Source organism: Bradyrhizobium diazoefficiens, from assembly GCF_016612535.1.
GTDB lineage: Bacteria > Pseudomonadota > Alphaproteobacteria > Rhizobiales > Xanthobacteraceae > Bradyrhizobium > Bradyrhizobium diazoefficiens_C.
The window spans coordinates 240,010-255,519 of the sequence record NZ_JAENXS010000002.1; the positions used below are offsets into that span (position 1 = coordinate 240,010).

The following is a 15,510-nucleotide window of genomic DNA, read 5'->3' on the forward strand; positions in this document are numbered from 1 at the left end:
CAGGGTCGGCCAGTGCTAATCCTTCATGGCCTCGCCGGTGAATTCGAGGATGCGGGACTTCGCGAGGGCGAGCCCCTTCTTGCCCAAAGGCGTCGCGCGGTAGAGCGTGCGCGCCGTCCGGCCGGGCTGTTCCTTGCGCGACCGCAAATAGCCCTTGCGCTCCAAGCCGTGGAGCAGCGGGTAGAGCGTTCCAGGGCTGAGCTTGTAGCCGTGCCGGGCCAGTTCCTCGATCATCCACTGGCCGTATATTTCCTGTTCCGCCGCGTGGTGCAGAATATGCAGCCTGATGAACCCGGAAAGTAGATCTTTGAACTTCATGCCGTCTTTATCGAATTTCGTAATTGGAACGAGGTTTCCTGTCATCCGTTGATGCGCCGTCCTCCGGACGCCTCCCGATCCGGGAGAGCCATATTAACAGCGAGGAGACTGGACATGGCAAGTGCGGCAGACCGCGATCCCCGACATCATACGCAGAAGATGCAGAAGGCGCTCCAGGATATCCGGAACCATCTGCGCGAAGACATCCAGAAGGTCGACGAGCCGCAGTTGAAGGCGATGTTCGAGACGTCAGCCGAGGTTTTGGGCGGCCTCGAGAAGGCTTTCAGGGATTACGAGCAGAAGAACGAAAAGGCATGGCGCTGAAAGGCATGGCGCTGAAGAGCATGGCACTGAAAGGCCTGGCGCTGAGCAGATCCCGGCGCTGCGACAGGTGTGATCCCGCGCATCCACAGGAGTGCCGCCATGGAAGTCGTTAAGCCAGGCAAGCGTCGTTTCCTGTTGCTCGGAGGAGCGCTGGCGGCGCTCGCGGCTCCGGCCGTTCTCACCACGCCTGCCTTTGCCGAACGCAAGGGCGTTGGCGGGAAGCCGAAGAAGGGCGAGGAAAAGAAGGACGTGGAAGTTACCCCGCCCGAAGACCTGATGCGGGAGCATGGCGTGCTCGATCGCGTGCTGCTGCTCTACGAGGCCGGAAGCCGGAAGTTCTCGTCGAATGAGGACTTCGACCCAGGCCTGATCACGCAGTCAGCCGAGATCATCCGCGATTTCATCAACAACTACCATGAGAAGTCCGAGGAGGAGCACGTCTTTCCGCGCTTCAAGAAAGCCGGAAAGATGATTGATCTGGTGGACATCCTCCTCCGCCAGCATGAGGCAGGCCGGAAGGTCACTGAAAATATCCTGAGGCTCGCGCCGTCGGGCCGAAACAATGCCGACGACCGCAAGCAGCTCGTCCGCGCGATGCAATCCTTCATCACGATGTACCGGCCGCACGCGGCTCGCGAGGATACCGACCTCTTTCCGAAGCTGAAAGACGTGGTCTCTCCGAACGAGTACGATGCGATGGCCGAGGATTTCGAGAAGAAGGAGCACGAACTATTCGGCGAGGACGGATTCGAGAAGATGGCGGCTCGCGTGGCTCAACTGGAGCAGCAGATGGGCATTCACGATCTCAACCAGTTCACGCCGCAGTAATTTAATTTACGTGGGCACACGGATACGGAATTCTTGCGTGGTGTTCGATCCTGCGATTGCAACGGGGTGGCCTGAAAATCAGACGGATAAAACCAGACGGATAATACGTCCGTTCAAGCTGCACGGGAAATTCGCTCGGCAGGCGCCATGATGACATCGTGCGCCTGTTTTGCCGTACGTGTCAAACGGCCAGTCGGAGGCAAGCCCCCCTGTACGCTTGCGCTACGGTCCGGTTCGTCGTGATTGGTCAACAGCAGAAATCTTGTCGCGGCTGTCAGCCTGAACTATGCTTCTGCCATTGAGGATCGTCCTTAATGGATATCAAGCGCGCATTGCCCCACCACCAACTTCGAGACGTCGTGCGCTCGTTCGAGGAGAGGCGGGTGGAGTTAGGGAGCGCCATACTGAGCTGGCCTGTCCCCGCACGACCGCATCAAATCCTGGATGTCCACCTTGCGGAGCCATATCGGGTTCGCGTCGACGGCGGCAAGACAAGTACGATGCCGGATGTGAGTCTGGTCGGGCCACAAACCTATCGTCGCGCCCAGGTTTATCTGTCAGGCTCGGTTCACGTTTTCAACGTTCTGTTTCAACCCTGCGGTTTGAACCGGTTGGTTGGAATCAACATGACGTCCCTGGTCAATCAAGATCCGGCGGCCTCGGACGTCTTTGGCAAATCTGCCGTGCGCCTTGGTGACGCCGTGCGCATGGCACCGAACTTCGATCAGCGCGTCGCCGTCGTCGAGCGTTGGATCGAGACAATGCTGGAGAGGCGCGGCCCGGACGGCCCGATCGGCATCGCGTCTCGCCGGATGATCGCGCTCAGCGGCGGTGCGCGGATCGACGATCTCGTAGCAGCATCTGGCCTCAGCACCAGCCAGTTCCAGCGTCGTTTTGCGACCGAGGTCGGGATGGCCCCCAAACTGTTTGCACGAACGATCCGCTTCGACAGGACGCTGGCCGCTCGCCGCGACGCCCCGGGGAAGCCTTGGACCGAGATCATTCACGAGCTCGGCTATTTCGATCAGGCCCATTTCATCCGCGAATGCCGTGCCTTCGCCGGCTTGCCGCCGAGCAGCCTCATCGGTGACTGGGACAACATTTTTTTTCCGTCCGATGACTAAAATGTACAAGCGGGTTCGCTGACACTTCTGCAAGGTCCGCCCGATCGGAGACCACGGCGGCGATGAGCATGGTGCGGCGAAAAGTCGATCGTACCGCGGCCGGCATCGCGGTTGTCGTGGACGGGCCGAGCACCGGAGCGACGGGCATGTCGAGCAATCTGGAACGATTCAGGGCGATCATCGAGCGCGGATTTTCGGAAGGTGACCTGATCGTCGCGGACGAGGTTTGCGCTGAAACGCTGATCGAGCACGAGTATCTGTCGAGGACCGATATTCCCGGTCCGCAAATCCTGAAGGCGCAAATCGAGGACGCGAGGCGCAGCATCAAGGACCTGAAGCTGACGATCGAAGCGATCGTGGAAGCCGGCGAAACCGTGTGGGCGCGCAGCAAGGCGACAGGCGTCGATCCGCGCTCGGGAAAGCCGGTCACGATCGACGTCATCGATATCTGTCGATTTGCCGACGGAAAGCTCGTCGAACATTGGGGCGTGCCGGACCGATTTGCGCTTCTTCATCAGATCGGCGCGCTGCCGCCTCCGCCTCAACAAACGTGACGCCGGGCAGTCGGCCGCGGCTGAAAGAAGGACACTATGGCAGCACCCAGGATACTCGGCCCGCATGATGGTCATCATGCGGTTCTTGGGGGCACAAGCGCCCGGCTCATGATCGAAGGGGATGATGCTGGCAGGCGTGTCGCCCTTGTAGAACATCCGATGCAACCGCGAGCGCTGGCTGCACCCATGCATCGGCACCATCGCGAAGACGAGTACAGCTTTGTCCTCGAGGGCAGCGTCGGGGTGTTGCTCGGAGACGCCATCGTGATCGGTCATCCGGGAGATCTGATCTTCAAGCCACGCGAACAATGGCACACGTTTTGGAATGCCGGGGATAGTCCCGCTCGGATCCTGGAAATCATAACGCCGGCTGGGTTCGAGAACTATTTCCGCGAACTGGGGGCAGAATTGGCCGGCGGCACCCCCGATCCGCAGCGACTCGCCACTCTGTGGTCCCGCTATGCGCTCGACATGGATATGAGCAGCGTACCCGGCCTCGTTCAGCGCTTCGGGGTTCGCTTTCCAGGGGCACCGTCGTCGGGGCTGCATTCCGAGGGCGCGCCGCCATGATGACATCGTGCTCCTGTTTTGCTCGACGTGTCAAACCAAATTTCGGAAATGGCGCAGGTCACGCACCTCCGAATTCCGCAATGATTTGTACTGTGCATGGGGTTGTTTTCGCAGTTTCGTTTTGCAGACTGATTAATCCGCCGCTTTTTCTCTCAGCCGCTGCGCATAGACGTTGATGATCAGCGCCGCGAGCAGGATCAGGCCGCGGATCAGGATCTTCAGGAAGCTGTCGATGTTGACGTGGTCGAGGCCGTTGTTGAGCACGCCGAGAACGAAGAGCCCGACGATGGTGTTGCCGATGCCGCCGCGGCCGCCGAACAGGCTGGTGCCGCCGACCACGACGGCGGCGATGGAGTCGAGCAGGTAGGTGTCGAACTCGTTCTGCTGCGCGCTGCCGAAATGGGCGACGCCCAGCATGCCGCCAATGCCCGAGCACACCGCCGAGATCACCATGACGGCGCCGAGGATGAGCTTGACGTTGAGGCCGGAATATTCGGCCGCCTCGCGGTTGCCGCCGACCATGTAGACGTAGCGGCCGAAGCGCGTGTAGGTCAGCACCAGATGGCCGCCGAGCAGCATGATCGCCGCGACGATGACGATCCAGGGGATGCCGCCGATCGACCCGGATCCGAGCGTCGTGATCAGGCTCGGCACCTTGTAGGCGATCTGGCCGCGCACCAAGAGCGCCGAGATGCCGGCCGCGATCTGCATCATGGCGAGCGTCATGATGAACGAGGGGATGCCGATCACGGTCAGCCCCAGCGCGTTGACGAGGCCGAGTGCTGCGCAGAGCAATATGGCCAGCAGGATCGCGGCGGCGCCCGCGAGCGGAATGTTGGGAATGTTGACGTAGGATTCCTGCAGCGTGAAATAGGCGACGGCGATGCCCGTGACGTTGGCGATGCCCGCGATCGAGAGGTCGATCTCGGCGCACAGGATCACGAAAGTGAGCCCGACGGCGATGATGCCTGTCACGGATACCTGCGTCAGGATGTTGCCGAGATTGTCGATGGTCGCGAAGGAGGGGCTGGCAAGTGCGAAGAAAGCAGACAGGAAGATCAGCGTCAGGAACGGCGCGATGTTACGCATCTGCGAGCGCAGGAAGGGCGCAAGGCCTCGCGCCCGTTGTCCCGCCGCTGGAGCCGTCTCACTGCTCGCCATAATGCTTCTCCGTCACGCCGCTTCCAGCAGGCGGTCCTTGCTGACCGGCTCGTTCTTGAATTCCCGCACCACTGCGCCGCGCTTGAGCACGAGGATGCGGTCGGACAGCGACAGCACCGTTTCCGGCTCGGTCGACAGCACGATGATGGCGAGCCCCTTGGCGCGGAGGTCGCGGACGATGTTGATGACGTCGTTCTTGGCGCCGACATCCATGCCGCGGGTCGGTTCGCACAGCACCAGCAGCTTGGGTGGATAGGTTAGCCATTTTGCCAGCGCGACCTTCTGCTGGTTGCCGCCAGAGAGCATGCCGAGATCAAGGCCGACCACCGGCGGCCTGATCTGCAACTGCTCGACCTGGCGCTTGGCGATGTCGCGCTCCTGCGCCGGCTTGAGCAGCAGCGCGGAGATACGATCGAGGATGCTGATCGAGATGTTCTTGTAGACGGGCTCCTGGTGGAACAGCATCGCGCGCCGGCTCTCCGGCACCAGCGCCACGCCCGCGCGTCGCGCCGCCGCCGTGCTGGTGAATGTTTTTGGCTTGCCGTCGACGGCCAGTGTGCCGCCATCCGGCTTCAGCTTGCCAAAGAGGATGCGGGACAATTCCTGCTGGCCGCAGCCCATGAAACCGTAGATGCCGAGCACCTCGCCGGCGCGCGCTTCGAATGAGACGTCGTTGAGGCTGCGCGCCAACGAGAGCTGGTCGACCTTCAAGACCACCGAACTGTCGGTCGGCTGCGGCAGCATCAGATCGTCGCTATAACTGTGTTCGAGCGCTTCGCCGCCGCGGCCGATCATGGCCTCGATCAGCGCGCCCTTGCTGGTCGCGTCGCTCGCTGTCTCCGCGACCTTGCGTCCGTTGCGGAACACGGTGACCGTATCGGAGACACGCAAAATGTCCTCGATGAAATGCGAGATGAAGACGATGGCCGTGCCTTGCTCGCGCAGCCGCTGGAGCGTCGCGAACAGACGCTCGACCTCGGGCGGAGAGAGGGCGGAGGTCGGCTCGTCCAGGATGACGATGCGCGCGCCGGAGAACAGCACGCGGGCGATCTCGATCAGTTGCTGCAGCCCGATCGGGAGATCGCCGAGCCGCGACATCGGATCGACGTCGATGCCGAAACGTGCCAGCTGCTCGCCGGCCTCGCGCGCCATGCGCCGCCATTGCACGAGGCCAAGCCGATTGGTCGGCTGGTTGCCGAGAAAGACGTTTTCCGCGACCGTGAGATCGGGCGCGACGGAGAGCTCCTGATGCACCATGGCGATGCCGGCCGCATGCGCATCGCGCGCCGAGCGGAAGTGGGTCTCCGCCCCGTCGATCAGGAAGCGACCGGAGAACTCGGTATGCACGCCGGCGATGATCTTCATCAGCGTGCTTTTTCCAGCGCCGTTCTCGCCGACAAGACCGTGGATCTCGCCGGGAAGAAGCGCGAAGTTGACACCACGAAGCGCTTCGACGCCGCCGAAGCTCTTCGTGATGCCCTGGAGTTCGAGGATGGGCTGAAGTCCCGCAGGCATGGAAGATCAGATCAGGAAGTGATCTTCCATCCACTGCATGCCGGGTGCGTTCGCCTTGGTCACGACCGGGCCGTCGGTGACGACGTTCTTCGGAATGCCCTGGCCGCTCTTCTCGCCACCGACCACGGCCGCAACGCCCGCGATGATCGCGCCGCCATGGATGCGGCAGGACGGATTGCGCACGGTCGCAAACATCCGCCCTTCGCTCACCGCCTGGATCGCCGGCGGCATGGCGTCGACGCCGCCGATCAGGATGTTGGTGCGGTTGTGCGCCTTCATGATGTTGGCGGCGGCGAGCGCCATGTCGTCATTGTGGAAAAACGCCGCGTCGATCTGCGGGTACTTGGTGAGATACGTTTCCCAGAGCCGCGCGGTCTTGGAGACATCCCAGTCGGCGGGTTGAGTATCCAGCACCTCGATCGCAGGGAATTGCTTGACGACGTTGTTGAAGCCCTTGGCGCGGCCTTGCGCGCCGGTGTGGCCGAGCGCGCCTTGCGTCATGATGATCTTGCCCTTGCCGCCCATGGCGTTGCAGAGCGCTTGCGTCACCGATGCGCCCATGAACTCGTTGTCGGGGGCGAGGAAGGAGTGGACGTTGATCTGGTCGAGAGGCGCAATGAGCGTGTCCATGTCGATGACAGGCGTGCCGGCGTCGATCATCTTCTGCACGGGCTGAGTGAGGGTGCCGATACCGAAGGCCTGGATCGCGACGAAATCCCATTTCTGCGAGGCCATGTTGTCGATCGCCGCGCGCTGCTTCACGGCGTCGAGCTGACCGTCGAACCAGGTGACTTCCACGTTGAACAGCTTGCCCCAGAATTCCGCGGCCTGTTTGCCCTGCGCGCACCAGGTCGCCTGAAGGCCTGCGTTGGAGAACGCCGCCTTCAGCGGCTTCTCGGATCGGCCCATTTCGGCTGCCAATGCTGGGTTTATGCCCATGCTGCCGAGGATGGCAGTCGCGGCGCCGGCGGTCGCTGCCGCCTGAAGAAGATCGCGCCTCGTCGTCGAGAAATCTTTCGTCCCGGACATCGCTCGCTCCCATATATTTTATCATCGGCGCGTCATTGATTGCGCGACCGAGGCGGAAAGTGTCTCACAATCGAAGAGTTCACGCTACCCAATCTGTAACGAGGGCCTTGGTGCAGCGCAAAGCGTTAGGCAGCAATGCCAGCGAAGGCGCCGATCTCGACGAGCAGTTGGTCCCATCTGCGCGCAATGTTCGGCGACCATTCATCGCCGAGCAGAACGCGCAGCGTATCCCTGATCGTGGTGAAGAAGGCGATGAACAGCTCGCGCGGCGTGCCATAGGCGTCGTGCGAGGCGATTTCGCAGGCGATCAGCCGGAAATGGCCGCTACGCTCGCCGGCGAAGTCGAGGATCGCCTCGATCGTCAGCGCGAGCATCGATCCCCGCACGAGCTCGCTGCCTTGTGTGCGGAACATCGCTCTCGTTTCGGGATGCTCGTTGAATAACCGTTGATAGACCAGCGGCGTGAGATCCGCACAGCGCGAGGCCGCGCGCTCAAAGCTCAATTCGATCGGATTGGGAGAAGCATTCATCGGCGCGTCAGCCACGCAGGCAAAAAAAGAGCGGGGCCCTAGCCCCGCTCAAAAATTGTGTCGACCCTATTATCCCCGATTCTAAGATTTGATCTTGATTGGCGGGGCGACGCTGCGTTTTGCGCGCCAGGGGCTCCTCCCGAGACTTGGACCACCAGACTTTGACCTCGCGGCTAGCCTGAGCAAGACGGATGCTAGATCAACTTTTCTCACTTGTCATCATTTTCGGCAACGATTGTTCAAAATTCGAGCAATTGACGAAATGATCGGGATTTTAACCCTATAAGCATATGACAAATATAAGAAATCTGTGGAAGGATGGAGCAGGCTGGACTGCCTCAATGCCGGACGTGCCCTCCGGACGGGACCCTCCGAGCACAGTTTTCGAGAAATTTGCGCCATGCCAACAAGGCTGGCGATGCGTCCTCGACTCGGGGCGGGGGCGGTGTTTAGTTAGCAGACGAACGAATGGTTTGGTGGATGCGCGCACGGCTGCAAAAATTCCTACCCATCGTCCTGCTCGCATTGGTGATGCAGGTGCTGGCGCCGATTGCCGCCTGCTGGGCGGCGGGCGAGGCCGTTGCCGATCCGCTTGCCGCCGGCGTCATCTGCCATAGCGTCAGCGAGCAGGGTACTCCGAACAACCAAAACGGCGCGCCGACCGCACATGCCGGCACGTGCGCGCTATGTTGTCTGGCGCAGGCCAACGCGTCGTTCGATTCGCCGCCGCATGCAGCGCTCTCCATTCCCTTCCGTCACGCCGAACGCGTGGTCTGGCACGATGCGGATGCTCCCTCCGTCGCTGCCCTTAAAGGCTCGAGCGCGCAGGCGCGGGGACCGCCCAATTTTTCCTGACGACCCCAAGTGTCGCCGCGGCCCATCCGCTGGCGGTTGATGTTGTCGATTGGCCGGAGACAAAGTCGGCCTCAGGAATGCCTCATGTTACGTCGTCATGCTCGCCGCGGCGTGAGTTTCGTCGCCGTTCAGGCCGCGCTGCTTGCCTCAAGCGGCGTTTTCGCCCAGGGCAGCCCAAGAGAGCTGCCTGCGGTGACCGTCGATGCACCTGCGACGGTGAAACCCAAACTGCGCAAGCCGGCGGTGCAAACCGCAGGCGCCAAGAGAAATTCGGTAAAGCCGCCGGTTGAGCGGCCGGCTTCGGTCGCCGCAACCAATGAGCAGGGCGCGGGCAGCGCCCGGGCGTCGCTCGATCAGCCAGCGGCCGTGGCGCGCTATCAGCTGCCGCAGCGTTCCTTCAGCATCACGGCGAAAGAGGCTGACGAGACCATCAACCTCAAGGACCCCGAAGACGCCGTCAAATACATGCCGAGCCTGTTCGTGCGAAAGCGCAACGATGGCGACAATCAGGCGGTGCTGGCGACGCGGAGCTGGGGCCTGAACTCCAGTGCGCGCACGCTGATTTATTACGACGACCTGCTGATCTCGGCGCTGATCGGCAACAACAACTCCGGCGCCTCGCCGAAATGGAACCTGATCTCGCCGGAGGCGATCGGGCGGATCGATTTCCTCAACGGCCCATTCGCGGCGGCCTATCCCGGCAACTCGATCGGCGGCGTGCTTCTGATTACTTCGAAGATGCCGGACAAGCCGTTTGCTGTTGCGAAGGAAACGGTCTCGGTGATGCCGTGGAATCAATACGGCACCAGGGACACCTATGTCACCAGCCAGACCAGCGCGGCGGCGGGCAATCGGGACGGCAAGCTGTCCTGGCTGGTCACCGCAAATCATCTCGACAGCTATCAGCAGCCGCTGACCTACGTGACGAGCGGGTCAGTGCCGGCCGCCACGACAGGAACCTTTATCGCGCAGAATCGAACGGGAGGGGTTGCAGACGTAGTCGGCACCGGCGTCTTGGCACGCTCCCAGCAGACCTCCGGCAACATTCGCCTCGCCTACGATGTCACCCCATTGGTTCAGGCGACATACTCCTTCGGCATCTGGAACAATCACCAGACGTCCGATCCGCAGACCTATTTGAAATCGACAATAACGGGTCTGCCGACATTCGGAGGCGTCATCGGCTTTGCCAGCGGCAAGTACACTTGGGATCAGCTCAATGTGAGCAACGCTGTCTCGCTTCGGAGCGATACCAAAGATGTATTCGACTTCGATCTCTCGGCATCGAGCTACAACTACCTTCAGGATAATCTCGTCAACCCCTTTACGGTCGTAGCGGCGCCTGGCCTCAGCTATTCACTGAATGGCAAGGTGACGCGCATGGACGGTACTAATTGGCAGAATGCCGATGCCAAGGGCATCTGGCGCCCGTTTGGAATCGATGGTCCACACGAGATCAGCTTCGGCTTCCATGGCGACCGCTATAGGCTCGAAAACCCGGTCTACGCCTCAACGGTATGGTTTTCGGCACCGTCGACAGGAAATGGTCAACTCTATTCGACAGGGGTCGGCGAAACGCGAACCGAGGCGCTGTGGCTACAGGACGCCTGGAAGATCACGCCCAGCGTCAAGCTGACGCTCGGCGGACGTTTGGAGAACTGGCAAGCAGTCGAGGGCTTCAACCTCAATACGACGACGACAGGTGGCGGCGTGATCACGTCGGTGACGCCAACCCAACAGCCGGTGCTGGGCTCGACCAATTTCTCGCCGAAAGTCTCGCTTTCGTATGATCTCAACAAGGACTGGAACATCACGGGGAATTTCGGCGAAGCGTATCGCTATCCGACGGTCACCGAACTCTACCAGAACATCAGTGTTGGCGGCATTACTTATCTGGCCAATCCGCTACTGGCCCCCGAACAGGACTTCACCGGCGAGATCAATGTCGAGCGTCGCTGGACCGACGGTCGCGTGCGGCTCACGGTTTTTGGGGAACGGACGAACAATGCGCTGATATCGCAAACGACTACGCTGACCGATGCTGGCGGGACTCAGTCGCTGCAGACGGCGGTCAGCAATGTTGCGGCCATTCGCATGCAGGGGCTTGAATTGTCGGCCGACAAGGACAACACGCTCGTGAGCGGCTTGGAAGTATTCGGCAGCCTAACTTACGTCGACTCGAGAATCATATCGGACCCGAATTGGAAGGGGGCCACGACCGTCGTCGGCAAACGCGTGCCAAACGTGCCGGACTGGCGCGCCAAAGTTGGCGCAAGCTATCGTCCGAATGAGAATTGGGTTTATACGATTGCCGCGCGCTACACCGGCAAGCAGTACGCAACTCTCGACAATACCGACGTCGTTCAACACGTGTATCAAGCCTTCGATCCCTTCTTCGTCGTCGACATGAAAATACATTACAACGCGACGAAGAATCTCGGGTTCGATTTCGGGATCGATAACATCTTCAACGAACAGTATTTCCTGTTCCACCCATTCCCGGGCAGGACGTTCGTCCTGGCCGGCAAGTACACGTTCTGAGGAGGCTGTTCTCAACAGCACAGGAAGGAAAGTCACATGAACAAGTTCTTACGCATCCTCTCGCTCGCAGCGCTCTCGGCCGTTATGTTCGCAGCACCGGCGCGCGCTGAAGACATCAAGGCCGGCGATCTGGTCATTTCGCAGGCGTGGAGCCGCGCGACGCCGGGCGGCGCCAAGGTCGCCGGCGGCTATCTCACCATCGAGAACATGGGCACCGCGCCGGACAAGCTGGTCAGCGTTTCGGCCGATATCGCGGGGAAGGCGGACGTCCATGAGATGGCGATGGACAATGGCGTCATGAAGATGCGCCCGCTCGACAAGGGCCTCGTCATCGATCCTGGCAAGACGGTGAAGCTTGCCCCCGGCGGCTATCACCTGATGCTCCAGGAGTTGAAGGGCCCGTTCAAGCAAGGCGACAAGGTGCCGGTGACGCTGGAGTTCGAGAAAGCCGGCAAGGTCACGGTGTCGCTCGACGTCCAGGGCGTCGGCGCGCAGGCGCCCGGTGGCGGCGGAAGCATGATGATGAAGAAAATGCCCGACCATTCGGGAATGAAGATGTGACTGATGTGATCTAACTCCCGGGAGATCGAGCATGTCGAAGACACACTGGTTGATCCTGATGGCTGCGCTCGCCGCATCGCCCGTGGCGGCGCACGTCTATCTGGAGGGCAAGCAGGCCACGGTCGGTGCGTCCTACAAGGCCGTCTTCGCCGTGCCGCATGGCTGTTCCGGCTCGCCGACGGTCAAGATCCGCGTGCAGATCCCCGAAGGCGTCATCGCGGTGAAGCCGATGCCGAAGGCCGGCTGGAACGTCGATGTCGTCGAGGGCCAGTATGCCAGCGCGTACGATTATCACGGCAATAAGCTGTCCTCGGGCGTGAAGGAAGTGGTCTGGTCCGGCGGCAAGCTGCCGGACTACAATTACGACGAGTTCGTCGTGAGCTCCTTTCTCACCGACGTCCTGAAACCGAACACGACGCTTTATTTTCCCGTCGTGCAGGAATGTGAGAGGGGTGTCAGTCGCTGGATCGAAATCCCGGCTGAGGGGGCGGCGCATTCGCACGAGGACAAGTCGCCAGCGCCCGGCGTGAAGCTGCTGCCCAAGCCGTAATGCGTCTCCTCGCCGCGGTCTCGACGCTTCTGATTGTGTTCGGCTATTCGACCGGAGCGTCGGCGCATGCAGCGCTGATCTCGGTCGAGCCGGCGAGCGGCAGCATCCTTGCGAGCGCGCCGAAGGCGGTGGAATTGCGCTTCAACGAGGCGGTAACCCCGGGCGCGATCCAGTTGATCGACGGCGCGGGGAGGGCGCGCGACGACGCGCGCGTCACGACATCGGGCGAGAGCATTTCGGTTGCGATGCCGCCCGACCTGCCGCAGGGCACAGCGGTGGTGAGCTATCGGGTGATCTCGCAGGACGGCCATCCCGTCGCTGGATCGGTGATCTTTTCGATCGGCGCGCCGACGGCCACGCAAGCTCTGGCCAATGCGGACGGCCGGTTGAACGCGCTGATCTGGCTGTCGCGGATCGGTCTCTATCTCGGGCTGTTTGTCGGTGTCGGCGGCGTGTTCTTTGGCCGCTGGATCGCGTGGTCGATGACGGGCATGAGCGTACCCCGCGCAGCACTCATTATTGGTCCTCCAAGTGCCGTTGTCTCTCTTGGCGTGCTGGGTCTCGATCTCCTCGGCCTGCCGCCGGCCGCGCTTGCGACGACGGCGCCCTGGACCGTCGCATTCGCGACCAGCGCCGGCCCGGCCATGCTCATCGCCATCGTGGCAATGCTGCTCGCGCTGACGGCGCTCGGCCGCGCGCGGTACACGCGGGCCCTGGCCGCCATCGCCTTCGCCGGCGTCGGCCTCTCGCTCGCGTCGACCGGGCACGCCGCGACAGCGTCACCCGAGGTGCTGATGCGGCCCGCGGTCTTCATCCATGGCCTCGCCGTCGCATTCTGGATCGGCGCGTTGGCTCCGCTGACAGCACAGGTGTCGAAGCCGACTCCGGCCGTGCTGCCGCTTCTGAACCGCTTCTCGCGCATCGCCATGCCGGTGGTCGCGGCGCTGGCGTTGACCGGCCTCATGCTTGCGATCATCCAGCTTGAAAAGCCGTCGGCGCTGGTCGAGACCAGCTACGGCCTCATTCTTTCGGTCAAGCTGGCGCTGGTGCTGTTCGTGCTGGGGCTCGCCGCGCTCAATCGTTACAGGCTGACACCGGCGCTGGCAAAAGATCTGGGCGCCGCATCCGCGCTCAAGCGCTCAATCCTGCTCGAGTGCGGCGCTGCGCTCGGCATCTTTGCTGTCGTTGCCGGCTGGCGCTTCACACCGCCACCGCGGACGATCGTGCCGGAGACGCCGCTGGCGATCCACATCCACACCGACAAGGCGATGTTCCAGGTGCTGGTGTCCCCGGGCAAAGCCGGTCTCGACGATTTCGTGCTCCAGCTCATGACCGGCGAGGCAACGCCGCTGAAGGCCAAGGAGGCGACAATTACGCTCAGCCTGCCGGAGCGCGGCATCGAGCCGATGGAGCGTGACGCCGAACTCGGACCTGACGGCTATTGGCATGTGCGCAAGGTTGAGTTGCCCTTCGCCGGCCGCTGGCATGTGCGGATCGATGCGCTGGTGACCGATTTCGAGAAGATCACGCTCGAGGACGAGCTCGAGCTCGCGCCGCCCTAGTTCCGGCATGTTCAAGTCGAACCTGAAGTCGACGGAAAAATGACAGGAATTCCGCCGCCTTAGCGGCTTTTCCTCATTCCTGGTCTTGTGTTTTCGCTCTCAATCCGGTTTCACTGCAGCCCCTTGCTGATTCTTCGAGTATTGCCATGCGGTTGTCGCGGTTCTTTCTGCCCATCCTGAAGGAAAATCCGAAAGAGGCGGAGATCGTCTCGCATCGGCTGATGCTGCGCGCAGGGATGATCCGGCAGGAAGCGGCCGGCATCTATGCCTGGCTGCCGCTCGGCTTCCGCGTGCTGAAGAAGATCGAGCAGATCGTGCGCGAGGAGCAGGACCGCTCCGGCGCACTGGAACTGTTGATGCCGACGCTGCAACTCGCCGATCTCTGGCGCGAGAGCGGCCGTTACGATGCTTATGGCCCGGAGATGCTGCGCATCGCCGACCGCCACAAGCGCGAGCTGCTGTACGGGCCGACCAACGAGGAAATGATCACCGAGATCTTCCGCGCCTACGTCAAGTCCTACAAGAACCTGCCGCTCAATCTCTATCATATTCAATGGAAATTTCGCGATGAGCAGCGTCCGCGCTTCGGCGTGATGCGCGGCCGCGAATTCCTGATGAAGGATGCCTATTCCTTCGATCTCAACGAGGCGGCCGCGCGCGTCGCCTACAACAAGATGTTCGTCGCCTATCTGCGCACCTTCGCGCGGATGGGACTGAAGGCGATCCCGATGCGTGCCGAGACAGGCCCGATCGGCGGCGATCTCAGCCACGAGTTCATCGTTCTGGCCGAAACCGGCGAATCCGGCGTTTTCATCAATCGCGACGTGCTGGACCTGCCGGTGCCAGGCGAGGACGTCGATTATGAGGGCGATCTGACGCCGATCATCAAGCAATGGACCTCGGTCTATGCTGCTACCGAGGACGTTCACGACGCCGCGCGCTTCGAGCAGGAAGTGCCGGCGGACAAGCGAGTGAATACCCGCGGCATCGAAGTCGGGCAGATCTTCTATTTCGGCACCAAGTATTCCGATGCGATGAAGGCCCTCGTGGCGGGCCCCGACGGCGTCGACGTGCCGATCCATGGCGGCTCCTATGGTGTCGGCGTCTCGCGCCTGCTCGGCGCCATCATCGAGGCCTGCCATGACGATGCCGGCATCAAATGGCCGGAGGCGGTGGCGCCATTCCGCGTCTCGATCCTCAATCTCAAGCAGGGAGATGCCGCGGTCGATGCCGCCTGCGAGAAGCTTTATGCCGAGCTCCAGGTCAAGGGCGTCGACGTGCTCTACGACGACACCGACCAGCGCGCCGGCGCCAAATTCGCCGCCGCCGACCTGATCGGTATCCCCTGGCAGATCATGATCGGGCCGAAGGGGCTGGCGGACGGCAAGGTCGAGATCAAGAAGCGCAGCGACGGTTCACGCGAGACCATGTCGCCTGCGGACGCGGTTGCGCGCCTGGTCGGCTGAATAGTGTTCATCGCGCGATAAT

The 15,510-nt window shown here is 61.9% G+C and carries 16 protein-coding genes; 11 read left to right on the forward strand and 5 right to left on the reverse strand.

Features of this window, described 5'->3' with window-relative positions; genetic code table 11:
* Window positions 1-15 precede the first annotated feature (15 nt).
* On the reverse strand, window positions 16-318 hold the full coding sequence (locus JJE66_RS17840; RefSeq protein ID WP_200515616.1) for a PadR family transcriptional regulator: 303 nt from the start codon (window positions 316-318) through the stop codon (window positions 16-18).
* Between the two features lie 114 nt (window positions 319-432).
* Between JJE66_RS17840 and JJE66_RS17845 the strand changes: the two genes are divergently transcribed.
* The 5 genes from JJE66_RS17845 to JJE66_RS17865 all read left to right on the forward strand — a co-directional run bounded on the left by JJE66_RS17845 (window position 433) and on the right by JJE66_RS17865 (window position 3,718).
* Window positions 433-642 carry a hypothetical protein gene (locus JJE66_RS17845; RefSeq protein ID WP_200515617.1) on the forward strand — a complete coding sequence of 70 codons (210 nt, stop codon included), beginning with the start codon at window positions 433-435 and terminating at the stop codon, window positions 640-642.
* A 99-nt stretch (window positions 643-741) separates the two neighbouring features.
* Entirely contained in the window at window positions 742-1,470 is a 729-nt protein-coding gene (locus tag JJE66_RS17850; RefSeq protein WP_200515618.1) for a hemerythrin domain-containing protein, read from the forward strand.
* A 314-nt stretch (window positions 1,471-1,784) separates the two neighbouring features.
* The gene (locus JJE66_RS17855; protein WP_200515619.1) at window positions 1,785-2,594 is read left to right on the forward strand and encodes a helix-turn-helix domain-containing protein; all 810 of its coding nucleotides are present in this window, start codon (window positions 1,785-1,787) and stop codon (window positions 2,592-2,594) included.
* Window positions 2,595-2,662: 68 nt separating this feature from the next.
* Window positions 2,663-3,148, forward strand: coding sequence for an ester cyclase (locus JJE66_RS17860; protein WP_200515620.1), 486 nt, complete (start codon window positions 2,663-2,665; stop codon window positions 3,146-3,148).
* Between the two features lie 36 nt (window positions 3,149-3,184).
* On the forward strand, window positions 3,185-3,718 hold the full coding sequence (locus tag JJE66_RS17865) for a cupin domain-containing protein (protein WP_246756449.1): 534 nt from the start codon (window positions 3,185-3,187) through the stop codon (window positions 3,716-3,718).
* Between the two features lie 132 nt (window positions 3,719-3,850).
* Here JJE66_RS17865 and JJE66_RS17870 read toward each other — a convergent pair whose 3' ends face one another.
* The 4 genes from JJE66_RS17870 to JJE66_RS17885 form a co-directional block, all read right to left on the reverse strand.
* On the reverse strand, window positions 3,851-4,879 hold the full coding sequence (locus tag JJE66_RS17870; RefSeq protein ID WP_200515621.1) for an ABC transporter permease: 1,029 nt from the start codon (window positions 4,877-4,879) through the stop codon (window positions 3,851-3,853).
* 12 nt (window positions 4,880-4,891) lie between these two features.
* The gene (locus JJE66_RS17875) at window positions 4,892-6,394 is read right to left on the reverse strand and encodes a sugar ABC transporter ATP-binding protein (RefSeq protein ID WP_200515622.1); all 1,503 of its coding nucleotides are present in this window, start codon (window positions 6,392-6,394) and stop codon (window positions 4,892-4,894) included.
* 6 nt (window positions 6,395-6,400) lie between these two features.
* Entirely contained in the window at window positions 6,401-7,423 is a 1,023-nt protein-coding gene (locus JJE66_RS17880) for a sugar ABC transporter substrate-binding protein (RefSeq protein WP_200515623.1), read from the reverse strand.
* A 125-nt stretch (window positions 7,424-7,548) separates the two neighbouring features.
* On the reverse strand, window positions 7,549-7,953 hold the full coding sequence (locus JJE66_RS17885) for a globin (protein WP_200515624.1): 405 nt from the start codon (window positions 7,951-7,953) through the stop codon (window positions 7,549-7,551).
* A gap of 480 nt (window positions 7,954-8,433) precedes the next feature.
* Here JJE66_RS17885 and JJE66_RS17890 point away from each other — a divergent pair, with 480 nt between their 5' ends.
* From JJE66_RS17890 to proS, 6 genes are all read left to right on the forward strand, one after another.
* Window positions 8,434-8,808: a DUF2946 family protein gene (locus JJE66_RS17890; protein ID WP_200515625.1), complete on the forward strand. Its 375-nt coding sequence runs from the start codon at window positions 8,434-8,436 to the stop codon at window positions 8,806-8,808.
* Window positions 8,809-8,892: 84 nt separating this feature from the next.
* Window positions 8,893-11,349 (forward strand): TonB-dependent receptor, encoded by a 2,457-nt coding sequence (locus JJE66_RS17895; protein ID WP_246756450.1) that lies wholly within the window; start codon window positions 8,893-8,895, stop codon window positions 11,347-11,349.
* Between the two features lie 36 nt (window positions 11,350-11,385).
* Window positions 11,386-11,910: a copper chaperone PCu(A)C gene (locus JJE66_RS17900; protein WP_200515627.1), complete on the forward strand. Its 525-nt coding sequence runs from the start codon at window positions 11,386-11,388 to the stop codon at window positions 11,908-11,910.
* Between the two features lie 31 nt (window positions 11,911-11,941).
* Entirely contained in the window at window positions 11,942-12,460 is a 519-nt protein-coding gene (locus tag JJE66_RS17905) for a YcnI family protein (protein WP_200515628.1), read from the forward strand.
* Entirely contained in the window at window positions 12,460-14,022 is a 1,563-nt protein-coding gene (locus tag JJE66_RS17910; protein WP_200515629.1) for a CopD family protein, read from the forward strand. The genes JJE66_RS17905 and JJE66_RS17910 overlap by 1 nt, the downstream gene beginning before the upstream one ends.
* Window positions 14,023-14,168: 146 nt before the next feature.
* Entirely contained in the window at window positions 14,169-15,488 is a 1,320-nt protein-coding gene (gene proS / locus JJE66_RS17915; protein WP_200515630.1) for a proline--tRNA ligase, read from the forward strand.
* Window positions 15,489-15,510: the final 22 nt, after the last annotated feature.